The 23,202-nt window shown below is 74.4% G+C and carries 19 protein-coding genes; 9 read left to right on the forward strand and 10 right to left on the reverse strand.

The features are described 5' to 3' along the window. Positions 1 to 73: 73 nt before the first annotated feature. From D5H75_RS05440 to D5H75_RS05450, 3 genes are all read right to left on the reverse strand, one after another. Positions 74 to 1,381, reverse strand: coding sequence for a replication-associated recombination protein A (locus D5H75_RS05440; protein WP_202637957.1), 1,308 nt, complete (start codon positions 1,379 to 1,381; stop codon positions 74 to 76). Between the two features lie 67 nt (positions 1,382 to 1,448). After that, a complete protein-coding gene (locus tag D5H75_RS05445) occupies positions 1,449 to 3,512 on the reverse strand; it encodes a serine/threonine-protein kinase (RefSeq protein WP_202637860.1) in 2,064 nt (687 codons plus the stop codon). Between the two features lie 10 nt (positions 3,513 to 3,522). Further along, entirely contained in the window at positions 3,523 to 4,392 is an 870-nt protein-coding gene (locus tag D5H75_RS05450) for a hypothetical protein (RefSeq protein ID WP_119925272.1), read from the reverse strand. Between the two features lie 146 nt (positions 4,393 to 4,538). On the opposite strand from D5H75_RS05450, the gene D5H75_RS05455 reads away from it, so the two are divergent. From D5H75_RS05455 to D5H75_RS05470, 4 genes are all read left to right on the forward strand, one after another. Continuing rightward, a complete protein-coding gene (locus D5H75_RS05455; RefSeq protein WP_119925273.1) occupies positions 4,539 to 5,039 on the forward strand; it encodes an SRPBCC domain-containing protein in 501 nt (166 codons plus the stop codon). Positions 5,040 to 5,067: 28 nt separating this feature from the next. Further along, positions 5,068 to 5,646, forward strand: a complete 579-nt coding sequence (locus D5H75_RS05460; RefSeq protein WP_119925274.1) for a TetR/AcrR family transcriptional regulator — start codon at positions 5,068 to 5,070, stop codon at positions 5,644 to 5,646. A gap of 121 nt (positions 5,647 to 5,767) precedes the next feature. Further along, on the forward strand, positions 5,768 to 6,508 hold the full coding sequence (locus D5H75_RS05465; protein ID WP_119925275.1) for a GNAT family N-acetyltransferase: 741 nt from the start codon (positions 5,768 to 5,770) through the stop codon (positions 6,506 to 6,508). A gap of 39 nt (positions 6,509 to 6,547) precedes the next feature. After that, the gene (locus tag D5H75_RS05470; RefSeq protein ID WP_119925885.1) at positions 6,548 to 7,111 is read left to right on the forward strand and encodes a TIGR03086 family metal-binding protein; all 564 of its coding nucleotides are present in this window, start codon (positions 6,548 to 6,550) and stop codon (positions 7,109 to 7,111) included. Between the two features lie 161 nt (positions 7,112 to 7,272). Here the strand turns inward: D5H75_RS05470 and D5H75_RS05475 are convergent, their stop codons facing one another. From D5H75_RS05475 to D5H75_RS05490, 4 genes are all read right to left on the reverse strand, one after another. Continuing rightward, on the reverse strand, positions 7,273 to 7,686 hold the full coding sequence (locus D5H75_RS05475; RefSeq protein ID WP_119925276.1) for a peptidase inhibitor family I36 protein: 414 nt from the start codon (positions 7,684 to 7,686) through the stop codon (positions 7,273 to 7,275). Between the two features lie 358 nt (positions 7,687 to 8,044). Beyond that, positions 8,045 to 9,811, reverse strand: a complete 1,767-nt coding sequence (gene aspS / locus D5H75_RS05480) for an aspartate--tRNA ligase (protein WP_119925277.1) — start codon at positions 9,809 to 9,811, stop codon at positions 8,045 to 8,047. Beyond that, positions 9,808 to 11,067 (reverse strand): histidine--tRNA ligase, encoded by a 1,260-nt coding sequence (hisS, locus tag D5H75_RS05485; protein WP_119925278.1) that lies wholly within the window; start codon positions 11,065 to 11,067, stop codon positions 9,808 to 9,810. Before hisS ends, aspS begins: the two co-directional genes overlap by 4 nt. Positions 11,068 to 11,071: 4 nt before the next feature. Then, entirely contained in the window at positions 11,072 to 11,767 is a 696-nt protein-coding gene (locus D5H75_RS05490) for an MBL fold metallo-hydrolase (RefSeq protein ID WP_119925279.1), read from the reverse strand. A gap of 184 nt (positions 11,768 to 11,951) precedes the next feature. On the opposite strand from D5H75_RS05490, the gene D5H75_RS05495 reads away from it, so the two are divergent. The 3 genes from D5H75_RS05495 (at position 11,952) to D5H75_RS05505 (ending at position 15,213) form a co-directional block, all read left to right on the forward strand. After that, on the forward strand, positions 11,952 to 12,860 hold the full coding sequence (locus tag D5H75_RS05495) for a peptidylprolyl isomerase (protein WP_119925280.1): 909 nt from the start codon (positions 11,952 to 11,954) through the stop codon (positions 12,858 to 12,860). Between the two features lie 183 nt (positions 12,861 to 13,043). Continuing rightward, the gene (locus D5H75_RS05500; protein ID WP_119925281.1) at positions 13,044 to 13,907 is read left to right on the forward strand and encodes a peptidylprolyl isomerase; all 864 of its coding nucleotides are present in this window, start codon (positions 13,044 to 13,046) and stop codon (positions 13,905 to 13,907) included. A gap of 76 nt (positions 13,908 to 13,983) precedes the next feature. Further along, positions 13,984 to 15,213, forward strand: a complete 1,230-nt coding sequence (locus D5H75_RS05505) for a DUF349 domain-containing protein (RefSeq protein WP_119925282.1) — start codon at positions 13,984 to 13,986, stop codon at positions 15,211 to 15,213. A 122-nt stretch (positions 15,214 to 15,335) separates the two neighbouring features. On the opposite strand, the gene D5H75_RS05510 is transcribed toward D5H75_RS05505, so the two are convergent. Beyond that, a complete protein-coding gene (locus D5H75_RS05510; RefSeq protein ID WP_147425069.1) occupies positions 15,336 to 17,561 on the reverse strand; it encodes a hypothetical protein in 2,226 nt (741 codons plus the stop codon). A gap of 435 nt (positions 17,562 to 17,996) precedes the next feature. Here D5H75_RS05510 and D5H75_RS05515 point away from each other — a divergent pair, with 435 nt between their 5' ends. Together D5H75_RS05515 and D5H75_RS05520 are read left to right on the forward strand one after the other, a co-directional pair. Continuing rightward, positions 17,997 to 19,187 (forward strand): epoxide hydrolase family protein, encoded by a 1,191-nt coding sequence (locus tag D5H75_RS05515; RefSeq protein ID WP_242454002.1) that lies wholly within the window; start codon positions 17,997 to 17,999, stop codon positions 19,185 to 19,187. 197 nt (positions 19,188 to 19,384) lie between these two features. After that, on the forward strand, positions 19,385 to 19,855 hold the full coding sequence (locus D5H75_RS05520) for a hypothetical protein (protein ID WP_119925284.1): 471 nt from the start codon (positions 19,385 to 19,387) through the stop codon (positions 19,853 to 19,855). 268 nt (positions 19,856 to 20,123) lie between these two features. Here the strand turns inward: D5H75_RS05520 and D5H75_RS05525 are convergent, their stop codons facing one another. Both D5H75_RS05525 and D5H75_RS05530 read right to left on the reverse strand, forming a co-directional pair. Then, the gene (locus D5H75_RS05525; protein ID WP_119925887.1) at positions 20,124 to 22,511 is read right to left on the reverse strand and encodes a RelA/SpoT family protein; all 2,388 of its coding nucleotides are present in this window, start codon (positions 22,509 to 22,511) and stop codon (positions 20,124 to 20,126) included. 108 nt (positions 22,512 to 22,619) lie between these two features. After that, complete coding sequence (locus tag D5H75_RS05530; protein ID WP_202637862.1) at positions 22,620 to 23,144, reverse strand: adenine phosphoribosyltransferase; 525 nt, start codon at positions 23,142 to 23,144, stop codon at positions 22,620 to 22,622. Positions 23,145 to 23,202: the final 58 nt, after the last annotated feature.

The following is a 23,202-nucleotide window of genomic DNA, read 5'->3' on the forward strand; positions in this document are numbered from 1 at the left end:
CCCGTGATTCGGGCCTGGAGAGATGTCACAACCCAGCGCCTTTACAAAGTAGATCAGGCGCGCTTCCCGCGGTTCAGGCGCGCTTCTCGCCGCGGAGGTAGGGGCGGATCTTGGACCAGCGCTCGCCGAAGTGGGACTCCGCGCCGTGGGTCGTGGGCTCGTAGTACGTGCGGGACTGGATCTCGTCCGGGGCGTACTGCTGGCGCACCAGGCCGTTCGGGGAGTCGTGGGGGTACTGGTAGCCCTCGCCGTGGCCCAGCTTCCGCGCCCCCGGGTAGTGGGCGTCGCGGAGGTGGTTCGGGACCTGCCCGATCAGGCCCCGCCGTACGTCGGAGACGGCCGCGCCGATCGCCTTCACGACCGCGTTGGACTTGGGGGCCAGCGCGCAGTGGATCACGGCCTGGGTCAGGTTGATCTGGCCCTCGGGCAGGCCGATGAACTCCACCGCCTGCGCCGCCGCGACCGCGACCTGCAGGCAGGTGGGGTCGGCCATGCCCACGTCCTCGCTCGCGAAGATCACGATGCGGCGGGCGATGAACCGGGGGTCCTCCCCCGCCTCGATCATGCGCGCCAGGTAGTGCACGGCGGCGTCCGCGTCCGAGCCGCGCATGCTCTTGATGAACGCGCTGATCACGTCGTAGTGCTGGTCGCCCTGCCGGTCGTAGCGCACGGCCGCCTTGTCCACGGCCTTCTCCAGCACCTCGACCGTGATGTCGGCGCTGAGCAGCGAGGCCGCCTCCAGGTACGTCAGGGAGCGCCGGGCGTCGCCCCCGGCCAGCCGTACGAGGTGGTCCAGGGCGTCCGGCGCGAGCCGCGCCCGCCCGGCCAGGCCGCGCTCGTCGGCCACGGCGCGCTCGACGACGGCGCGGACGTCGTCCTCGGTGAGGGAGTGGAGGGTCAGCAGCAGCGAGCGGGACAGCAGCGGCGAGATGACCGAGAAGAAGGGGTTCTCGGTGGTCGCGCCGATGAACGTGACCCAGCGGTTCTCCACGGCGGGCAGCAGGGCGTCCTGCTGGGCCTTGTTGAAACGGTGCACCTCGTCCACGAACAGCACCGTCTGGCGGCCGGTCATGCCCAGTTCGCGGCGGGCCTGGTCGATCGCCGCGCGCACGTCCTTCACGCCCGCGCTGACGGCCGAGATCTCGGTGAACCGGCGGCTGGTCTGCCGCGCGACGACGTAGGCGATCGTGGTCTTGCCGGTGCCCGGCGGCCCCCACAGGAACAGCGACATGGGCGCCTCGCCCTCGACCAGCTTGCGCAGCGGCGTCCCCGGCCCGAGCAGGTGCCCCTGCCCCACGATCTCGTCCAGGTTCCGCGGGCGCATCCGCACCGCGAGCGGCGCCTGGGCCTGCTCCGCCTCCTCGGCCGCCGTGTCGAACAGGCTGTCGGACTGTTCCGGTACTCCCTTTGCCACGCGCCGACCCTACCTCCCGCCACGAGGAGGACGATCAGGCCGCGTCCGCCCCGCGCCCGGGGCCGCCGGGTTCACCCTGGCCGCCGCGCCCGCCCTTGCCCCCGCGGTCGTCCTGGCCGCCGCGTCCGCCCCGGTCGCCGCCGTCACCGGGGCCGGAGTCCCCGTGACCGGCGTCGCCGCCGCGCCCGTCCTCGCGCCCGTCGCGGTCGTCCCAGCTCCGGCCCTTGCCGTCCTTCCAGTCCCGCGCACCCTTGTCGCCCTTGTCTCCCTTGTCCTTCCCGCCGGGCTGCCTGGGGAGGTCGGGCCCGCCGCGCCGGTCGCCGCCCGGCGGGCGGGGCTCGGCCCGGTCGCCGCGGTGGCCGCCGGAGCCGTGTTCCTTCCGGCTCTCCGTCGCCGGCCGCCCGGCGCCGCCGCGCCTGTCCGACTTCACCGGTACGGCCGCGGGCGGGGTGGCGGCGTCCGGCGGCGGGGTCCGCACGACCATCGGCAGCGGCGCGGGTCCCGGCCCCGCCACGGGTTCGGGCGCGGAGAGGAACCCCAGCGCCCCCGCCACCAGCGCGGTCGTCACCGAGGCGGCCAGCAGCCGCACCGCCCGGTCCACGGGGCTGCTCCCGCCGCGCACGACCGGCCGGTGCTCCTCCGCCGGATCCCCGCCGGTCCCCCAGGCCCCCGCGTACGCCGGGGGCTCCCCCGCCCGCCCGCGCCGGAACCACGCGCGCCGCCGGGGCTCCCCCGCCCCGCGCCGCCGTACGGCCGGGCGCCGGCCGCCCGCGCCCGCCGTTCCGCCGGAGACGGGGACCTCTCCCGCCGGGGGAACGGGCCCCGGACCGGGGACGCTCGGGTGGGCGGCGGTCGCGGCGACCGAGCCGGTGGACGGAAGGCCGCCGCCGGGTGCGGCGGAGCCGGTGACGCTCGCGTCCCGGACGGCCGCGGCGCCGGCGGTCCCGGCTCCGTCCGGGGACACGGGGTACCCCGAGAGCGGCCCGCCCTCGCGCGGCATCGCGGGACCGGACGGCCGCGGGCCCGGCGGGGCGGAGTCCGCGGCCGGGATCGGGGCCGCGGAGCCGGTGGACGGCGCATCCGGGCGGTGCCCGTCATCCGGCGGGAGGTCCACCGCGGACGTGGCGGGGCCGGTGGGCGGGAGGGCGTCCGCCGGCGCCGCGGAGCCGGTGGACGGCGGGCCCGCGGACGGGAGGGCGGGGCCGGGCGTGCGGGGCGACGGGACCGGGCCGGGGCGGCTCAGGAGGCCGGGGGCCGAGGCACGGCGGGGGCCCGCCGCCGTGGACGGGAGGACGGCGAGGAGGGCGCGGGCCCAGGCGGCGACCGTGTGCGCGTCGCCGGGACGGGCCCCCGGATGCTTGGCGGTGAGCGCGGCGACGAACCCGCGCACGGGCTCCGGGACGTCCGCGGGCAGCGGCGGCAGCGGCTGGTCGCGGTGGGCCAGGGCGACCGCCGCCGGGTTGCCGACGAAGGGCGGGGAGCCGCTGAGGCACTGGAAGGCGATGACGCCGAGGCTGTAGATGTCGCTGAGGGTGGTGGCCGCGCGCCCGGCGGCCTGTTCCGGCGACAGGTAGAGCGGCGTGCCGACGAGGGTCCCGGTGCGGGTGAGCGGGGTGGCGTCGGAGGCCCAGGCGATGCCGAAGTCGGTCACCTTGACCGTGCCGGAGCCGGTGATCAGCAGGTTCCCCGGCTTGACGTCGCGGTGCACGAGCCCGGCGGCGTGCGCGGCGGCCAGCGCCTCGGCGGTCTGCGCCACGATGTCCAGCGTGCGGTCCACCGCGAGGCGCCCCTCCCGCGCCAGGATCGCGGCCAGGGACTCCCCCCGGACGTACTCCATCACGAGCCACGGCCGGGGCGGCCCCTCCCCGTAGTCGTACACCTGGGCCACGCCGGGATGGGACAGCGCGGCCGCGTGCCGGGCCTCGCGCTGGAACCGTAAGCGGAACTCCACGTCGTCCGCGTGCTCGGGCCGGGGCACCTTCACGGCCACGGGGCGTTCCAGCAGCCCGTCCTCGGCCCGCCAGACCTCTCCCATGCCCCCGGCCGCGAGGCGCTCGACCAGCCTGTATCGGTCCTTGATCGTCGCTGCGGCACCCACGTCCCCCCGCTTACCCCGCAGAGCCCGAAGAATCCCCCCAAACCGCCACAGCTCCCGAATGTCCGGCCCGCGCGACGTGAACGCCGCAGGCCAGCGCCACCACGACGGCCCCCACGAGCACGATCCGCCGCGTCCCCGGCACCACCGATCCGGCCACCGCCACCGCCCCGCCGAGCGCCGCCACGGCGGGCCCGCCCCCGGCCCACCATCCCGTCGCCGCCACCGCGGCCGCCGCGAGCCCGGCCCCCGCGGCTCCCACCAGAACCCGCGCCACCAGCCCCCGCCGCCCGCCTCCCCGGCCCGCCCGCGGTGTTTCCGGGGCGGCCCGGGTCACCCGCTCACCTCCGGCCGCCGCCACGCTCGCCCGGCCGCCCGGCCCGGCCCCGGTCCCGGCGCTCCCGCCCGCCTCGCGCGGCGCCGCGCCGGCCCCCGCACCGGCCCCCGCACCGGCCCCCGCGCTGGCCCCCGGGCGTACCGGATCCGCGGCCGGGACGCCGGCACCGGCGAGGCGGGGGACGCCCGCGCCGCGCCCACGGCGTACGGCGGGGCGGGGCGGGGCCAGGAGCGCGAGGGACAGGAGGGCCAGGGCGAGGGCGGACCAGGCGGTGAGGGTGCCGTGGAGCTGGTGGGCGGCGATCTGGGCGGCCAGCGGCGGGGGCGCGGTGGCGAAGTCCGCCTTGAACTCCTCGCCGGTGAGCCTGGCGGCCCAGGCGGCGGCGGGGGCGGCCAGGGCCAGCGCGGCCAGCGGCCGGGCGAGGTGGGGGCGGAGGCGGGGCAGGACGGCGTACGCCAGGGCGGCCGCGGCCAGCAGGGGGACCAGGACGACGGCGGCGTGGACCACGAGGGGGTGGGCCGGCAGGCCCAGGATCTCGTCGGGCATCGGGGCTCCGTTTCCGCGGGTCTCGCCCTCCAGGGGGCTCGTCCCTCATCACGGGCCGCAGGCCCGACCGGTTCGGGGCTTGTCAGGCTAACGCTGTTAGCCTAGAGTCTGGCTAACAACGTTAGCCAACTCGCCGGGAGCCCCCGATGAAGATCACGATCAGCGTCCTCGCCGTCCTCGTCCTCGTGGTCGGCGGCCTGTACCTGTGGACCCGGCTCCGGCCGCACACGATCAGGACCGCCGTCGAGATCGACGCCTCCGCCGCCCGGGTCTGGGAGATCCTCACGGACCTTCCGGCCTATCCGGAGTGGAACCCGTTCATCGTCCGCTCCGAGGGCACCCCCGCCGAGGGCGAGCGGCTGCGCAACCGGCTGGTCAACCGCACCGGCTCGATGGACTTCAGCCCCGTCGTCCTCACCGCCGAGCCGGGCCGCGAGCTGCGCTGGATCGGCCGGTTCGGGATCCCGGGCATCGTGGACGGCGAGCACTACTTCCTCATCGAGCCCCTCGGCCCCGGCCGCGTGCGCCTGACGCAGGGCGAGACCTTCACCGGCGTCCTCGTCCCCTTCGCCGGGTCGCAGCTCGACGTCCGCGACGGCTTCACGGCGATGAACGAGGCGCTCAAGGCCCGTGCCGAGGCCCGCTGACCCGCCGCCGCCCGCCACAATTGAGCCCATGAGCCAAGGCCGGCACGCCCCCACCGCGCTCACGCCCCAGCCCGCCCGCACCCAGCTCACCCCCCGGGCCGCCGAGATCGTCCAGGCGGCCCGGGAGCTGCTGGAGGAGCAGGGCCCCGAGGCGCTGACCATGCGCGCCCTGGGCGAGCGCCTGGGCATGCGCGCCCCCTCGATCTACAAGCACCTGAAGGGCAAGGAGGCCGTGGAGGCCGCCCTGATCGAGCAGGGGCTGGCCGAGATGGGCGCCGCCCTGTACGCCGCGCTCGACGGGGCCGGCGATCCGGTCGAGGCGGTCCTGCGGGCGTACCGGCGGATGGCGCTCGCCCACCCGAACCTCTACCGCCTGTCCACCGGCGGCCCGCTGAACCGCGCGGCCCTGCCCGAGGGCCTGGAGGAGTGGGCCGGGACCCCCTTCTTCCTCGCCTGCGGGGAGCCCCAGCTCGCGCAGGCCCTCTGGTCGTTCGCCCACGGCATGGTCATCCTGGAGCTGGACGGCCGCTTCCCCGACTCCTCCGCCCTGGACCTCACCTGGCGCGAGGGGGCCCGCGCCTTCCTCGCCGCCCGCACGGCCCCCTGAGCCCCCCGAGCCCCCCCGAGCCCACCAAGCCCACCGAGCTCCCTGAGTCCCGCCGTACGCACAACGGACAGAGCGCTGCGAAGGGGTCAGGGCTGGCGAGATGGGTGGATAATCTCTATCCATGCCTCCCGTCTCGATCACCCCGGAAGAACTGCTGCGCATCACCGGCGACGACCCGTTCGTACGGCTCGGCGCCCGCCTCGGGCTGGACGGCGCCTGGCGCGGCGAGGACGCGGTGGCCTTCCTCAGCGTGGGCGGGGAGGAGTACACCGGGCGGCTGGCCGTGCTCGGTCCGCCGGAGGCGGCGGCCGCGCTGCTCGCGGCGATCGAGTTGCCGGACGGGACCGAGACGACGGTGCCGCGCGGGACGCCGCTCCCGGCCCCGCTGCGGTTCGAGCGCGCCGGTCACTGGGACTTCCGCTCCACGCTCACCCCTCCCCCGCTCCAGCCGCACGAGGAGCGCGGCGAGTGGCTGGGCGAGGAGAGTCACCCCGAGCTGATCGAGCTGCTCAAGGAGGCCAACCCCGGCACCTCGGTCTGGCCGGGCGAGGCGGCCGCGGCGCGCTGGGCGGGCGTCCGCGACGAGCACGGCCGGATCGTGGCCTGCCTGGCCGACACCAGCGGCCCCGCCGGGTCGCCCGCGCACCTGTCGGCCATCGGCGCGCACCCGGACGTGCGCGGCCTGGGATACGGCCCGTCCGTCACGGCGTGGGCGACGCGCGCGCTCCTCGCCGAGGGGCGGCCCGCCGTGACGCTCGGCCTGTGGGCGAGCAACGACGTCGCCCGCCGGATGTACGACCGGCTCGGCTTCGCCGACGACCGCCCCTTCACCAGCGGCCCCCTGGTGCGCGACGCCCGCTGACCGGGGTTTACCCGGGGGCGGCCCGGGGAGGCGGTGGAGATGGACGTTCGCGACGCGTACCGGCGGGCCATGGACGGCTTCGAGATCCGGGTGGGCCGGATCCGCGACGGCGACTGGTCCCGGCCCACGCCGGACACCGAGTGGGATGTGCGCGCCCTGGTCAACCACATGACCGCCGAGACCCTGTGGGTGCCGGAGATGTTCGCCGGGCGGACGATCTCCGAGGTCGGCGACAGGTACGACGGCGACGTGCTGGGCGACGACCCGGTCCGCCGGTTCCGGGAGGCCGCGCCCCGCGCGGTCGAGGCGGTGCGCGCTGAGGGGGCGCTCGGCCGCACGGTGCACCTGTCGGCCGGGGACACCCCCGGCACGGAGTACGCCTGGCAGCTCTTCGCCGACGCGCTCATCCACACATGGGACCTGGCGCGCGGAATCGGAGCCGACGACCGCCTGGACCCCGAGCTGGTCGAGGCGTGCGCCGAGTGGTTCGAGGGCGAGGAGGACTCCTACCGCCGCGCGGGGATCATCGCCGCCCGCGTCCCCGTCCCCGACGCCGCCGATCCCCAGACCCGCCTCCTGGCCGCCTTCGGCCGCCGCGCCTGACCCCTGACCCCGTACGGCGAGCCCCGCGCCCGTCCAGGCCGTACGGGAGGGGACGGTCCCCGGACATGGAAGAAGGGCGGCAGTGCCTGTCTCCTGCCGCCCTTCGGCTTCCGTGCGCCTCCGCTCGCCCGCGGGGCCGCCGGGTGCGCCCCGGCGTCCCGTCAGCAGACGACGAAGACGGCGTCCACCCGGTTGTTCACGCTCGCCGGGAGCGTGACGCGGGTGTTCGCGGCGACCTTGCCGACCTGGACGTACTTGGCGTCGCCGACGTAGTCGAACAGGTAGACCGGGGCCTTGGTCCGGTTGCGGACCGAGCCCAGCCGGTCGTTGCGGGCCGGCGTCATGCGGCCCAGCTCGAACAGGCCGCACGACGGCGCGACGTAGAAGCGGTTCTGCCCCTGCCGCCCGTCGTAGAAGCAGGAGTACCCGGACGCGCACGCCCAGGCGGCGGCCGCGCTCCCCGTGGTCGCGGGCACGGATCCGGGCACGGGCGCCGCCGAGGCGGGCGCCGCCGCGAGCACCCCGGCGGACAGCACCCCGGCGGCGATCAGCGCCGCGGAACGATGGATCTTCATGAATCCCCCTGTGGTCGATGGCTCATGAGGCAGCCACCAAACCACGCGGAAGGGGCATCCCACCGCGTTCCCGCCCCGTCCGGCATACCGCCCCCACGAGGAAGGTCAAGTACGGCATAATGCCTGGTCAGAGCCGTGTCAGCAGAGGCATGTGGGACGTGCCGGGTCCGTGGTTCCCCACCCGCCCCACCCCCGTGGCGTACGGCCCGGCGCGGGCCCCCGCCGCCGCCCGGCGCGCGGCCGCCCCGGACGGAGGAACGGCGGGACGCGGAGGAACGGCGAACATCGATCGCGCGAAACGCGTGAGGCCCGCGAGTCCGGGAGGGACTCGCGGGCCTCGCGGCTCCGGCCTGGCGGATCAGCCCTCGGCGGGCTTGGCCTGCTGCTTGGGGCGGGCGTCGACGCCGGCGTCCCTGCGCTGCTCGGCCGTGATCGGGGTCGGCGCGCCCGTGAGCGGGTCGAAGCCGGACGCCGTCTTCGGGAAGGCGATGACGTCGCGGATCGACTCGCCGCCGGCCAGGAGCATGCAGATGCGGTCCCAGCCGAAGGCGATGCCGCCGTGCGGCGGCGGGCCGTACTTGAACGCCTCCAGCAGGAAGCCGAACTTGTTCTCCGCGTCGTCCTTGGACAGGCCCAGCACGTCGAAGACGCGCTGCTGCATCTCGGCCTTGTGGATACGGATCGAGCCGCCGCCCAGCTCCATGCCGTTGCACACCAGGTCGTAGGCGTGCGCGAGCGCGTTCTCCGGGTCGTCCTGGAAGTTGTCGGCCCACTCGGGGGTGGGGCCGGTGAACGGGTGGTGGATCGCGGTCCAGCCGACCTCGTTCCCCTTCTCGTCCACGACCGGCTCGAACATCGGGAAGTCCACGACCCAGACGAACGCCCACGCCGACTCGTCGATCAGCCCGCAGCGCCTGCCGATCTCCAGCCGCGCCGCGCCGAGCAGGCCGCGCGCGTCCTCGGTGCGGCCGGCGGCGAAGAACACGCAGTCGCCGGGGCGGGCGCCGACCTTGGCGGCCAGCCCGGACACCTCGGCCTCGGACAGGTTCTTGGCCACCGGGCCGCCGAGCGTGCCGTCCTCCTGGACGAGCACGTAGGCCAGGCCCCGGGCGCCGCGCGCCTTGGCCCAGTCCTGCCAGCCGTCCAGCTCCTTGCGGGTCTGGGACGCGCCGCCCGGCATGACGACCGCGCCGACGTGCTCGGCCTGGAACACCCGGAAGGCGGTGTCCTTGAAGTACTCGGTCATGTCGGTCAGCTCGACGCCGAACCGCAGGTCGGGCCGATCAGTGCCGAAGCGCCGCATGGCCTCGTGGTAGCTCATGCGCGGGATGGGCCGCGGGATCTCGTAGCCGAGGATCTCGCGCCACAGCCGTACGACGGTGTCCTCGCCGACCGCCATGACGTCGTCCTGGTCGACGAACGACATCTCCAGGTCGATCTGGGTGAACTCCGGCTGCCGGTCGGCGCGCAGGTCCTCGTCGCGGAAACAGCGGGCGAGCTGGTAGTACCGCTCCATGCCGCCGACCATGAGGAGCTGCTTGAAGAGCTGCGGCGACTGCGGCAGGGCGTACCAGTTGCCGGGCTGCAGGCGCACCGGCACCAGGAAGTCCCGGGCGCCCTCGGGGGTGGACCTGGTCAGGTCCGGCGTCTCGACGTACACGAAGCCGTGCTCGCGCATGACGTCGTTGAGCAGGTAGGTCGCCTGCGAGCGCACCCGCATGGCGCGGCCCACCTCGGCCCGGCGCATGTCGAGGTAGCGGTACTTGAGGCGGACCTCCTCGCTGACCTCGACCGTGCCCTCCACGGGGAACGGCAGCGGCGCGGACTCCGAGAGCACCTCGATCTCGGAGGCGACGACCTCGATCGCGCCGGTGGGGATCTCGGGGTTCTCGTTGCCGGCGGGCCGCACCCGCACCTCGCCGGTCACCCGCACGCAGAACTCCGCGCGCAGCTCGTGGGCGTGCTCGTCCTCGCGGAACACCACCTGCGCCACGCCGGAGGCGTCCCGCAGATCGATGAACACCACCCCGCCGTGGTCGCGCCTGCGCGCCACCCAGCCGGCCAGGACCACGGTGGTCCCGGCGTGCTCGGCGCGGAGCGTACCCGCCTCATGGGTGCGCATCATCGGGACAGCCTTCCTTTCAACGTTTCCACGATCTCTTCCAGCGGCACCGCGGCCTGCTCGCCGCCCGCCATGTCCTTCACCTGGGCCGTACCCGCCTCCAGGTCCCGCTCCCCCAGGATCACCGCGTAGGCCGCCCCGGAGCGGTCCGCGCCCTTCATCGCGCCCTTGAGGCCCTTGCCGCCGTAAGCCATGTCGGCCGCGACCCCGGCCCGGCGCAGCTCGCCGACCAGCGAGAACATCCGCCGCGCGGCCACCTCGCCCAGCGGCACGCCGTACACCTCGCAGCGGGGAGGGACGGCGACCTCGGCGCCCTCGGCCTCGATGGCCAGCATGATGCGGTCCACGCCGACGGCGAAGCCGATGCCGGGCAGCGGCGGGCCGCCGATGTCCTCGCTCAGCCCGTCGTAGCGGCCGCCGCCGCCGATGCCGGACTGCGCGCCCAGCAGCGGGTGGTCGAACTCGTAGGTCGTGCGGGAGTAGTAGTCCAGGCCGCGGACCAGGCGCGGGGTGTCCTCCCACGGGATGCCCAGGTCGGCCAGCAGCTCGCGGACCCGGTCGTGGTGGGCCTTGCAGGAGGCGCACAGGTGGTCGGTGATCAGCGGGGCGTTCGCGACCCGCTCGCGGACCTCGGGGCGCTTGTCGTCGAGCACCCGCAGCGGGTTGATCTCGATGCGCTCGCGCGTGGCCTCGTCCAGGTCCAGGCCGCGCAGGAACTCCTGGAGCGCGGTGCGGTAGGCCGGGCGGCACTGGCGGCAGCCGAGGGTGTTGAGCAGCAGGCGCACCCGGGTCAGCCCGAGCGCCTGGTAGCCCTCCCACGCGATGGCGATGGTCTCGGCGTCCACCGCCGGGTCCTCGGTGCCGATCGCCTCGACGTCGAACTGCTGGAGCTGGCGGTAGCGGCCGGCCTGCGGGCGCTCGTAGCGGAACGCGGGCCCGGTGGTCCACAGCTTCACCGGGAGCTGCCCGGTGTGCAGGTTGTGCTCCAGGACCGAGCGCAGGACGCCCGCGGTGAACTCCGGCCGCAGCGTGACCGAGCGGCCGCCGCGGTCGGCGAAGGTGTACATCTCCTTGGTCACGACGTCGGTGGACTCCCCGACGCCGCGCGCGAACAGCTCGGTCTCCTCGAAGACCGGCGTCTCGATGTAGGCGTAGCCGGCCCGGCGGGCTGCCTCGGCGAAGGCCGCGCGGACGGCCAGGAAGGTGGCCGAGCGCGGCGGGTAGTACTCGGGAACCCCCTTGGGGGCCTGAAAGCTCATGTGTCTAGATTCCCCTGGTCGGCCCGCTGTCGCGGGTCGGCGCGCCCGCCGCCTTCGCGAGATACGGGTTGGCGGCGCGCTCGCGGCCGATCGTGGTCGAAGGTCCGTGGCCGGGCAGGACGGTCGTGTCGTCCGGCAGCGGCAGGCACACGCGGGCCAGGCTGCGCAGGATGGTGGCGTAGTCGCCGCCCGGGAGGTCTGTGCGGCCGATGGAGCCGGCGAAGAGCAGGTCCCCGGAGAACATCACGTTCGCGTCGGGGGCCGTGAACGTCACCGACCCCCTGGTATGGCCGGGGGCGTGGTCCACGCGCAGCCGCAGCCCGGCCAGGTCCAGCACGGCCCCGTCCGACAGCTCGCGCACGTCGTCGGGCTCGGTGAACGTCAGCCCGCCGAAGAGCTGCTGCCCGGCCTGCATCGACAGGCCCTTGGCGGGGTCGGCCAGCATCTCCCGGTCGTCCGGGTGGATCCAGGCCGGGATGTCCCGCGCCCCGCAGACCGGGGCCACCGACCAGGTGTGGTCGACGTGCCCGTGCGTCAGCAGCACGGCCACCGGCTTCAGGCGGTGCTCGCGCAGCACCTCGTCGAGCTCGGCGACGGCGTTCTGGCCGGGGTCGACGACCACGCACTCCTCGCCTGCGGCGGGAGCGACGACGTAGCAGTTGGTGGCGAAGGCGCCAGCGGGAAACCCGGCGACGAGCACGAAAGTCCTCTGCTGTGGGGCTGGAGACGAATGACGGTGTGACACCGAAGGCTACCGGTGACGGTCCCCACCTCGCGAACCGTTACATGCTCCTTATACGGCTGCCGCTACGGTTGCCCACCGTTCTGCGGATAAGCCGATATCTTTTGCGATCGGCAGAAATATCGTTTCAGGAGGGCTCAACGTGACGGACAACGACCGCCGGGACGAGCTGGCGCGCGAGCATCGCGAGAGGCAGGAGGCCAAGCGCTCGACCGCCGAGTCCGGGTCCAAGCGCGGAGTCATCGTGGCCGTGATCGTGGCCATCGCGGTGGTCGTCGGCGGTGTCGCCTGGGCCGCCACCCAGATGGGCGGCTCCGGCAAGCAGGAGACCGCGGCCCAGCCGACGAAGTCGGCCGCCGCGCCCGCGATCTCCACCCCGCCGACGGAGCCGCCGGCCCCGACGCCGACGCCGGTCGAGACGGACCCGGCCAAGATCCGCTGTGAGTACGTCGAGGACACGGCCGGCCAGGTCAAGAAGGCCGAGTTCCCCCCGGCCAAGCCGAACCTCAAGGCCAGGACGATGCGGCTGGAGACCACCCTCGGCCTGGTCGAGGTGGAGCTCTACACCAAGAAGGCGCCCTGCACCGTCAACTCGTTCGTCTCCCTGGCCAAGCAGAAGTTCTTCGACGGCAGCAAGTGCCACCGCCTGACCGAGGCCGCCGTGGTGGGCCTGGGCATCCTGCAGTGCGGCGACCCGCTGGCCAAGGCCGACGGCAGCAAGACCGACGGCGAGGGCGGCCCGGGCTACAAGTTCAAGGACGAGAACCTGGCGGGCGCGACGTACCCGGTCGGCACCCTGGCGATGGCCACGGTGGAACCGGACACCAACGGGAGCCAGTTCTTCATCGTCCACGCCGAGACGCCGCTGGACCCGCTCTTCACGCCCTTCGGAAAGATCGTCAAGGGCATGGAGATCATCCAGGAGGTGGCCGAGGCCGGGGCGGACACCAGTGTGAACAGCCCCACCGAGGCCACCCCGCCCAAGAAGCCCATCGGCATCAAGAAGGTGACCATCACGTACGAGGCCGGGGCGGACCGGGGCACGAAGTGACATCGGCACGGGCCGCGGACTGCGTGATCGGGGCCCGGTGCCGATACGATTCGCGCACCTCATGTGTATCGGCCGACGCCAGCGCCGCTGAGCGGGGCCGACCCCAGCAGTGACGCCAAGAGTGACGTACCAGCGCCGCCGCGAACGGCGGCGGCGCGATCCGAACGGCCCGGGAGGACGACCGTGAGCGGCAAGGACCGCCAAAAGAAGCTGGCACGCGAGCACTACGAGCGGCAGAAGGAGCGGCGGCTCGAGCGGGAGCGCCGGCAGAAGCGCAACACCGTCATCGGCTCCTTCGTCGCCGTCGCCGTCGTGGTCGGCGGGGTCGTCGCCGCGACCGTCGCCCTCCGCGACGACGGCAAGCCCTCGGCGCAGGCCACCGCCAGCGGCCGGCCGACCCCGGAGGCCCAGCCGACGACGTCGGCCCCGGCCGCCCCCGTGGACCCCACCAAGGTCACCTGCGACTACATCGCCGACAAGAACGGCGAGGTCAAGGACGTGGGCAAGCCCCCGGCCAAGCCCGACCTGTCGCCGAAGACGATGACGCTGAAGACCACCCAGGGCGACGTGGTGATCGAGCTGGCGACCGAGAAGGCGCCGTGCACGGTCAACTCCATGGCGTTCCTGGCGAAGAAGGACTACTTCGACGACACCAAGTGCCACCGGCTGGTCAACCAGCCCGGCCAGCTCGAGGTCCTGCAGTGCGGCGACCCGCTGGCCAAGGGCGACGGCTCGGACAAGGACGGCACCGGCGGCCCGGGCTACCGGTACGCCGAGGAGAACCTCCAGGGCGCGACGTACGGCAAGGGCACGGTCGCCATGGCCAAGACCCAGATGCCCAGCACCACCGGCAGCCAGTTCTTCATCGTCTACGCCGACTCCCAGCTCCCGCCGGAGTACACCCCCTTCGGCAAGGTCGTGAAGGGCCTGGACATCGTGGAGAAGGTCGGCAAGGCCGGCATCGCCCCGGGCAAGGAGAACAACCCCGCCACGCCCCCCAAGGTGCCGGTCGGCATCAAGGACGTGACAATCTCTGGCAAGAGCTGAAGTAATAGCATCTGAGGCGCGTTGAGCGGTCCGGGCCCGGCAGGCGGGTCCGGACCCAGTTGAGCAGGAGGGCGCGGTGACCACCGACCCGTGGGGCCGGGTAGACGACGACGGCACCGTCTACGTGCGAACGGCTGAGGGCGAAAGGGCCGTGGGGTCCTGGCAGGCGGGAGAGCCGGAGGAGGCGCTCGCCTACTTCCGGCGCAAGTACGACGTGCTGGTCACCGAGGTGGACCTCCTCGACCAGCGCATCCGTGCCACCGACCTGGCGCCCGGACAGGCCGAGGCGGCCATCGCCAAGCTGCGCGAGGCCGTGGCCGAGGCCCACGCCGTGGGCGACCTGGACGCGCTGACGGCGCGCCTGGGCAGCCTGAGCGAGTTCGTGGCCAAGCGCCGCGAGGAGGTCCGGGCGCAGCGTGAGCAGGCCCGCTCCGAGGCCCGCTCGGTCAAGGAGCGCATCGTCGCCGAGGCCGAGCGCATCGCCGAGAGCGCCACGCACTGGAAGACCGGCGGCGAGCGGCTGCGCCAGCTCGTCGAGGAGTGGCGCGCGGCCGAGCGCGTGGACCGCACGACCGAGGCGGCGCTGTGGAAGCGCCTGTCCGCGGCCCGTACGGCCTTCGCCAAGCGCCGCAAGGCCTACTTCGCCGGGCTGGACACCCAGCGCGAGGAGTCCCGCTCCCGCAAGGAGCAGATCGTGGCCGAGGCCGAGGCCCTGGCCGACTCCACCGACTGGGGCGGCACCGCCAGCGCCTACCGGGAGCTGATGCGCCAGTGGAAGGCCGCGGGGCGCGCGTCCCGCGAGGCCGAGGACGAGCTGTGGGGCCGCTTCAAGGCCGCCCAGGACCGCTTCTTCCAGGCCCGCTCGGCGGTCTTCGCCGAGCGCGACGCCGAGCTGCGCCACAACGAGGAGGCCAAGGAGCAGATCCTCGCCGAGGCCGAGCGCATCCTGCCGGTCACCGACGCCCGCGCGGCCCGCAACGCCCTGCGCGCGATCCACGAGCGCTGGGAGGCGGTGGGCCCGGTGCCCCGCGACTCCCGCGACCGCCTGGAGGGCGGCCTCCGCCGCGTCGACGAGGCGGTCCGCAAGGCCGAGGAGGCGGAGTGGAAGCGCTCCAACCCCGAGGCCCGCGCCCGCGCCGAGGCGACCGTCGCCCAGCTCCGCACCTCCATCACCCAGCTCGAGGCGCGCCTGGAGAAGGCCCGCGCCGCGGGCAAGGCCAAGGACGTCAGGGACACCGAGGAGGCCCTGACCGCCCGCCGCTCCTGGCTGGAGGAGGCCGAGCGCACCCTGGCCGAGTTCTCGTAACGAGCCCCACCCCGAGAGCGGCGCGCCCGGCGGGCACGCCGCTCTCGGCGTTTCCGGTACGGCCCCGCGCCCCCGGCCGCCCCGCGCCCCCGCCGTACGGCACGAGCGGGAAGGGCGGGCGGTCAGGCGGTGAGAAGGCGGTGGAGGGCCCGGGCGGCCTCGGCGGCCCGGGAGGATCCCCGGCGCGAGGCGAACGCGGCCAAGGCCGGAACCTCTCCGCGGGCGCCGGACAGGGCGGCCGCCGACGAGGCCAGCGCGAGGAGGTCGGCCAGCCCGGCGCGGGCCTTCTCCCCCTGGGCGGGGAGCAGGCCTGGCAGGGCGGCGGCGAGCATCGCCCACACCTGCGCGTGCGCGCCCGCGTGCACCGCGCCGCCGAGCGCGGCCGTCACCCGGTTGAGCTTGACCACGTCGGCGCGGACCAGTTCGGCGAGCGCCCACCCGGGGTCCTCTCCTGGCGCCTGGCCCCGGGCGGCCAGCGTCAGCAGGGCGTCCACGGCGTGCGCGCGCTGGGCCGGGATCCGGTGCCCGAGCCCGATGACGAGCGCGGCGCCGGTGGCGCGCCCCACGGGACCGTCACCGTGGGCGAGCGCGTGCAGCGCGGCGGTCTGGCCGTCGGTGTCCTCCATGCACGAGGGCAGGCATTCCAGCAGGTGGGCGGCGGCGACCTCCCGGTGCGAGGGCATGACGCCGGGCCACCAGGCCAGGTCGGGTGAGAAGCCAGGGTAGGGAGTCCCCTCCGGGGCCAGGGTGAAGAGGGCGGCCGGCGTCCCCGCGACCCCGCCGGGCGGGACCACGGTCGCGTGCATCTCCCGCACCTTGTGTCTCAGCAGGTGGTGGTAGCGGTCCGTCCGCTCCATCGTCTCGACGCGGCAGGTCACGACCGGGTCGGCCGGGCCGTGGCCCAGCCGGGCGGCCAGGGCCCGGCCGGCGGCCGAGGTCAGCGCCGCGGCTCGCCCGGCGGTCTCCGGGGCGACCTCGCGCGGCAGCCGCAGCAGGGCCTGCTCCAGGTCGGCGGGCAGGGGTTCGGCGTCCCCCAGGCGCTCCAGCCGGTCCACCAGCGTCTCCGCGTCCACATGGCCGGTGGGCTCGGTCGGCGCGGCCAGCAGGACGGGCCGGCTCCCGCCCTGTTCCAGCATCCGGATCACCTCGCGGTACCGCTCCTGGACGAACGCCTGGGGCCCCTCCTCTCGCCGCCGCCACGCGCCGGGCCGCTCGCCGAACCCGGCGCTGAGATCCCGGCTGTCCTCCGGCGACACGACGGCCAGCGCGCACCGCGCCAGCAGCGAGCGGATCTCCCTGTCATAGCCGCTGATGGAGTTGACGTACGTGCCCGCGTCGAACGGGTCGTTCCAGTTGCGCCGCCACCACGGCCGCAGGGCTTCCGCGAGGGCCGGCCGGTCCCGGTGCGCCAGTTCGACGAGCCCGGCGAGGATCCGCTCGAACCGCGCGGGCGGGTCGTCCCACCCCAGCGCGGTCAGCTCGGCGGCAAGCTCGGCGGGCGACGCGATGGGGGCGGGCAGGGCGGGCAGCGGCCTGACCGCGATCCCCGCCGCCGGGGCCGCGTCCTCACGCGCCCGTGCCCCGCCGTCCTCACGCGCCCGTGGCCCGCCGTCCTCACGCGCCCGTGGCCCGGCGTCCGAGCGCTGCCCGTCACCGGCGTCCTCGCGCGGCCCGCCCGTGCCGTACGCCGCCGCCAGGCGTTCCCTGGGCTCGCCGGTCAGCTCCTCCGCAGCCGCGCGGACGGCCTCCCTCGCCCGCTCGCCCGCGTGCGGCGCCAGCCTCAGCGCGAGCCGTACGGCGCGGTCGAGGTGCGCCGGGTCCGCCTGGGCGAGGACGGCGGCCACGGCGTCGAGGGCGGCGTCCACGCGGCCCCGGGCCGGGAGCGCGGCCTTGCGCGGCATCGTGTCCGAGATCCAGGTGAGAGCGGCCGCGACGAGCCTCTTCTCCAGCCTGAACACCAGGGCCCCGACCGCCTCGCCGAACAGGTCGTCGCCGAGCGCGCCGCCCGCGTCGGCCCGCCGCAACGTCTCCACGGCGAGCTGGGCGACGAAGCCGTCCGCGCGGGGCAGCAGGCGGACGAAGTCCGCCACGGGGATCTCCCCTGCCTCCGGCTCCGTCTCCCGCCAGAACCGCACGAACGGAACGAGCGACGCCTCGTCGCCCCCGGCCAGGAGCCGCCCGGCACAGTGGCCGATCAGCACCCGCCGCGCCTCCCCCGTCTCCCCGGCCTCCCGGAGCGACGCGGCCAACCGGCCCCGCTCGGCGTCCCCGACCGCCGAGAGCAGCGCGGCCAGGCCCCGCACCTCACTTCCCGTGAAGCGCGCCGCCACGTCCTCCCCATGTGTCACCCGGACCACCCGGACCACCCCTCCGACCGCAAGACCGATCACCACCGACCCCGGCGACCCTAGCCCCCGATCCCGACATCCACTCCCCGCCCGCCCCAGTACGGCTCCCGCCCCGGGCCCGGCCGGCGATGCCGGACCGTCGTGTGACGTACGCGGAGTCCGGTGCCCGGCCGCCGACGCCGAACCGCCCCGGAGCTCGGGGACCCCCACGTCCGGTACGGCGGGCGGGCCCGGCGGGCCTCGGTCTCGGGACTCCCCGATGCGCGGCGGCCTCCGCCCGGCGGCCCGCAGCGACCCCTGCCCCCGCTCGCGCGGCCCCCGTGGACCGTGCCTGACAAGATCTTCCGCGAACCCCGGCGAACATCGCCGGCACCCGTGACCTCGTCCTTCCTCCGGGGCCCGTCCTCCAACGCCCCACAGGTCGTTAGGGGGCGGATGAGGCGGGGAAGGGTCGGCGGGCTGGAGGTGCTCATGGGACTGGAATGGGAGCCCTTCCGGGTCGAGGTGGCCCAGGAGGAGCTGGACGGGCTGCGGGAACGGCTGGCGCGGACGCGGTGGCCGGAGGGCGCGACCGCGGAGGGCTGGGCGCAGGGGGCCCCGCTGGAGTGGGTGCGGGACCTGTGCCGGTACTGGGAACGCGAGTACAACTGGCGGAGGTGCGAGGCGGCGCTCAACGCGCTCCCGCAGTTCCGGGCGGTCGTCGACGGCCTGCCGATCCACGTCGTGCACGCGCGCTCGCCGTACGACGGGGCCATGCCGCTGGTGCTGACGAACGGGTGGCCGGGGTCGATCACGGAGTACCTGAAGGTGATCGGGCCGCTCACCGATCCCGTGGCGTACGGCGGGGACTTCCGCGACGCCTTCCACGTGATCTGCCCCGCGCTGCCGGGGTACGGCTTCAGCGGCAAGCCGGACCGCCCGGGCTGGGGGATCGAGCGGATCGCGGCCGCCTGGATCACGCTGGCGAGGGGGCTCGGGTACGAGCGGTTCGGGGCGGCGGGCAGCGACTGGGGCACCAGCGTGTCCACCCTGATGGCACGCCGGCGGCCCGACCTGGTCGCCGGGATCCACCTGATGCCGCCGATCGCCGCGCCCGGCCCGGACGGCCCCGGCGGCTTCACGCCCGCCGAGCGGAAGGCGCTGGAGGACCTGGCCGAACGGCAGGCCACGGGCGACGGGTACTCCGCGGTGCACGCGACGCGGCCGCAGACGGTGGGATACGCGCTGACCGACTCCCCCGCCGGGCTGTGCGCGTGGATCGCCGAGAAGTGGTGGACGTGGTCGGATCGCCGCGACGGGATCCCGTTCACGCCCGACGAGCTGCTCGACAACGTGATGATGTACTGGCTCCCCCGTGCCGCGGCCTCCTCGGCCCGCCTGTACTGGGAGAGCATCGGCCAGGTGAAGCGCTGGTTCACCGAGCCCGACGACGAGCCGGTCACCGTCCCGGCAGGCTGCACCGTCTTCCCGGCCGAGCTGCCCAGGCCCTCGCGCCGCTGGGCCGCGCGCCGCTTCGCCGACATCCGCCACTGGGGCGAACCGGAGCGCGGCGGTCACTTCCCCGCCGTGGAGCGGCCCGGGACGTTCGTGGCCGAGCTGCGCGCCTTCTTCCGCCACGTCCGCTGACCGCCCCACCGGCCCGGTCCTCGCCCGCGCCGGGGCACGGACCGCGCCCGCCCCGGCCGCGGGTACGCCTCCGCGCGGAGGGGGACGTACGCGCCGCCTCGTATCGGGGTTCCGCGCCGCGCCCGATGTGGAGACGGGGCGCGGGCCGGTTCACTGGGGTCCGTACGCGAGGTTCGGACGAGGTCAGGAGACATCCGATGAGACGAACCACCCTGGGCGCGGTCGTGGCCGCCCCGATCGCGCTGGCGCTCGCGGCCCCCGCGCAGGCCGCCCCCCTCCCCGCCAAGCCCGCCGCGGCGAGCGCCGTTCCCGTGGCCGCCGTTCCCGCGGCCGCCGCGCCCGCGGTCTCCGCGGCCTCGGCGGTGGCCGCGCGGAAGACCAACGGGTGGGACCTGTCGATCAACCCGACGGAGAACACCACCAAGAAGTACTACAAGGCCAACAGCAGCTTCATCTCCATCAGGTGGCAGAGCAGGCGCGGCCGGCCCTCGATGAAGTTCAAGATCGTGAAGTGCGGCGGCGGCAACCTCGGGCCCTGGGTCGACATCAAGCGGCGGGGCGTCAACTACGTGATGACGAACAACGTCGTCAGGAAGGGGACGTGCTTCAGGATCAAGTCGTCCCGGTCCTTCTACCTCGGCCACGTGTGGGGCCTGGTCAACCACTGACCCCGTGACGGCGCCCGTCCGCGGGGGCGCGCCGTCCCCCGGGCCCGGCCGCACCCGGGCCCCGGCCCGCGCGGGCCGTGAAGAGCGCGACAGGGCGTCCCCGGCAGGGCCGGGGGCGCCCTGTCGCCGTCCGCGCCTCCCCCGCCGCCGTGCGGTACGTCAGGACGGGCCGGGGCCGTACGGCCGTACGGCGGAACCGGCGGAGGGCAGGACCGGCAGGCCGCGCGCCGGGGACGCCAGGACGGCGGGCCGGGCGGGAGCCGTACGGTCAGGAGGCCGGCCCGCTGGTGACGCGGTAGACGTCGTAGACGCCCTGGACGTTGCGGACGGCGCGCAGGACGTGGCCCAGGTGCTTGGGGTCGCCCATCTCGAACGTGAACCGGCTGACGGCCACGCGGTCGCGGGTGGTGCTGACCGTGGCCGACAGGATGTTGACGTGCTGGTCGGACAGGGTGCGGGTGATGTCCGACAGCAGCCTCGGGCGGTCGAGGGCCTCGACCTGGATGGCCACGAGGAAGACGGACTCCTCGCTGGGGCTCCAGGTGACGTCGACCAGGCGGTCGGGCTGGGCGCGGAGCTGCTCGACGTTGGGGCAGTCCACGCGGTGCACCGAGACGCCGTGGCCGCGGGTGACGAAGCCCACGATCTCGTCGCCGGGGACCGGCGTGCAGCACTTGGACAGGCGGACCCAGACGTCCGGGTCGCCCGCGACGATCACGCCGGCGTTGGAGGGGCGGGACCGGCGGCGCATCTTGGTGGGGACCGCGGTCTCGGCGATGTCCTCCTCGGCGCTCTCGACGCCGCCCAGGGACTGCACGAGCTTCTGCACGACCGTCTGGGCGCTGACGTGCCCCTCCCCCACGGCCGCGTAGAGCGCGGACACGTCGGGGTAGCGCAGGTCGCGCGCCAGGGCGATCAGCGACTCGCCGGACATCAGCCGCTGGAGCGGGAGGTTCTGCTTGCGCATGGCGCGGCCGATGGCGTCCTTGCCCGCCTCGATCGCGGTCTCGCGGCGCTCCTTGGAGAACCACTGCCGGATCTTGTTGCGGGCCCGGCCGGACTTGACGAAGTTCAGCCAGTCGCGCGAGGGCCCGGCGTCGGCGGACTTGGAGGTGAAGATCTCCACGGTGTCGCCGTTGGACAGGGCGGACTCCAGCGGGACCAGCCGCCCGTTGACGCGCGCCCCGATGCACCGGTGCCCGACCTCGGTGTGCACGGCGTAGGCGAAGTCGACCGGGGTCGCCCCCTCGGGCAGGGCGATGACCTGTCCCTTCGGGGTGAAGACGAACACCTCGGAGACCGCCAGGTCGAACCTGAGCGACTCCAGGAACTCCCCGGGGTCGGAGGTCTCCTTCTGCCAGTCGAGGAGCTGCCGCAGCCAGGCGACCTCGCTGCCCGGCTTGCCCTTGAGGCCGCCGATGGTCTCCTCTTTGTACTTCCAGTGCGCCGCCACGCCGTACTCCGCCCGGTGGTGCATGGAGCGGGTGCGGATCTGCAGCTCGACCGGCTTGCCCTCGGGCCCGATGACCGTCGTGTGCAGCGACTGGTACATGTTGAACTTGGGCATCGCGATGTAGTCCTTGAACCGGCCCGGCACCGGCGACCACCGCGCGTGGATCGTGCCGAGCGCGGCGTAGCAGTCGCGGACCGTCTCCACGAGGACCCGGATGCCCACCAGGTCGAAGATGTCGTCGAAGCCCACGTCGCGGGCGATCATCTTCTGGTAGATCGAGTAGTAGTGCTTCGGGCGGCCCTTCACCGTCGCCTGGATCTTGGCGTCGCGCAGGTCGGCCGAGACGTTCTCGATGACCTCCTGCAGGAACAGCTCGCGGCGCGGCGTGCGCTCGGACACCATGCGGGCGATCTCGTTGTAGCGCCCGGGGTAGAGCGTCTGGAAGGCCAGGTCCTCCAGCTCCCACTTGATGGTGTTCATGCCGAGCCGGTGGGCCAGCGGCGCGAAGATCTCCAGCGTCTCGCGGGCCTTCTGCTCCTGCTTCATCCGCGGCAGGTAGCGCAGGGTGCGCATGTTGTGCAGCCGGTCGGCCAGCTTGATCACGAGCACGCGGATGTCGCGGGACATGGCCACGACCATCTTGCGCACGCTCTCGGCCTGCGCCGCCTCGCCGAACTTGACCTTGTCGAGCTTGGTCACGCCGTCCACGAGCTGGGCGATGTTGTCGCCGAAGTCGGCGCGCAGCTCCTCCAGGCTGTAGGCGGTGTCCTCGACCGTGTCGTGCAGCAGCGCCGCGCACAGGGTCTCGTCGTCGGTGCCCAGCTCGGCCAGGATCGTCGCCACGGCCAGGGGGTGCGTGATGTAGGGGTCGCCGCTCTTCCGCTTCTGGTCGCGGTGGTGGTAGGCCGCCACGTCGTAGGCGCGCTCGATGAGCCGCACGTCGGGCTTGGGATGCGTGACGCGGACCGTCTTGATCAGTTGTTCCAGGACCGGATTCATGTTGGTGCCCCACTGCCCCCCGAGCCGGCCGAGCCGGCGGCGCCGGACCGGCGTGTACGACGACGTCGCGCGCGCGGCGTCCGCGGAAGGCTCGGATCGAGTTTCGGTCGGGTTCCCTCTCGGTGCGTCCGCTCCGCGGGCGGGCGCCGGGCGGGCCCCGGCGCTCTTGTCCACGCCGTCCGGCGAGGTCACGTCGGGCGGCACCACCTCAGGGGGCACTCAGACTCCTATCGTCAACGCCTGAACCCCCAGTGTATCCGGGTGCCGGGTGCCCGGACGGCCGCCGAGGGCTCCCCGGCGGCGCGCCGCCGGTCAGACCGTCACGAGCGCCCGCGGCTCGACTCCGTCGAGCCGGTCGCGCCCGGACAGGAAGGACAGCTCCATCAGGACCGAGATCCCGGCGACCTCGGCGCCCGCCCGCCGGACGAGCTCCACGGCCGCCCGCGCCGTGCCGCCGGTGGCGAGCACGTCGTCCACGATCAGCACCCGGTCGCCCGGGGACAGGGCGTCACGGTGCATCTCGATCGTCGCGGAACCGTATTCCAGATCGTAGGTCTCCTCCAGCGTCTCCGCAGGGAGTTTGCCCTTCTTGCGCATCGGCACGAAGCCCGCGCCCGCCCGGTACGCCACGGGGGCCGCCAGGATGAAGCCGCGTGCCTCGATGCCGACGATCTTGTCAGCCCCGGCGGCGTGCACGAGCGCCAGCTCGTCCACCACCGCCTTGAACGCCTCGGCGTCCGCGAGCAGCGGCGTGATGTCCTTGAACAGGATCCCCGGCTGGGGGTAGTCGGGAATGTCACGGATCCTGCCCAGGATCAGCTCGCTCAGCTCACTCACGGTCAAACCCTCTCACCCTCGCCACTATTCCCTGAGAACTCTCACCGGAGCGGACCTC

Source organism: Bailinhaonella thermotolerans (assembly GCF_003594875.1).
GTDB lineage: Bacteria > Actinomycetota > Actinomycetes > Streptosporangiales > Streptosporangiaceae > Bailinhaonella > Bailinhaonella thermotolerans.

Coding starts and splice junctions, on each gene's coding strand:
- D5H75_RS05450 (WP_119925272.1), bottom strand. CDS start 4,392: ATGCCCGACGAGATCCTGGGCCTGCCGGCCCACCCCCTCGTGGTCCAC.
- D5H75_RS05455 (WP_119925273.1), top strand. CDS start 4,539: ATGAAGATCACGATCAGCGTCCTCGCCGTCCTCGTCCTCGTGGTCGGC.
- D5H75_RS05460 (WP_119925274.1), top strand. CDS start 5,068: ATGAGCCAAGGCCGGCACGCCCCCACCGCGCTCACGCCCCAGCCCGCC.
- D5H75_RS05465 (WP_119925275.1), top strand. CDS start 5,768: ATGCCTCCCGTCTCGATCACCCCGGAAGAACTGCTGCGCATCACCGGC.
- D5H75_RS05470 (WP_119925885.1), top strand. CDS start 6,548: ATGGACGTTCGCGACGCGTACCGGCGGGCCATGGACGGCTTCGAGATC.
- D5H75_RS05475 (WP_119925276.1), bottom strand. CDS start 7,686: ATGAAGATCCATCGTTCCGCGGCGCTGATCGCCGCCGGGGTGCTGTCC.
- aspS (WP_119925277.1), bottom strand. CDS start 9,811: ATGATGCGCACCCATGAGGCGGGTACGCTCCGCGCCGAGCACGCCGGG.
- hisS (WP_119925278.1), bottom strand. CDS start 11,067: ATGAGCTTTCAGGCCCCCAAGGGGGTTCCCGAGTACTACCCGCCGCGC.
- D5H75_RS05515 (WP_242454002.1), top strand. CDS start 17,997: ATGAGGCGGGGAAGGGTCGGCGGGCTGGAGGTGCTCATGGGACTGGAA.
- D5H75_RS05520 (WP_119925284.1), top strand. CDS start 19,385: ATGAGACGAACCACCCTGGGCGCGGTCGTGGCCGCCCCGATCGCGCTG.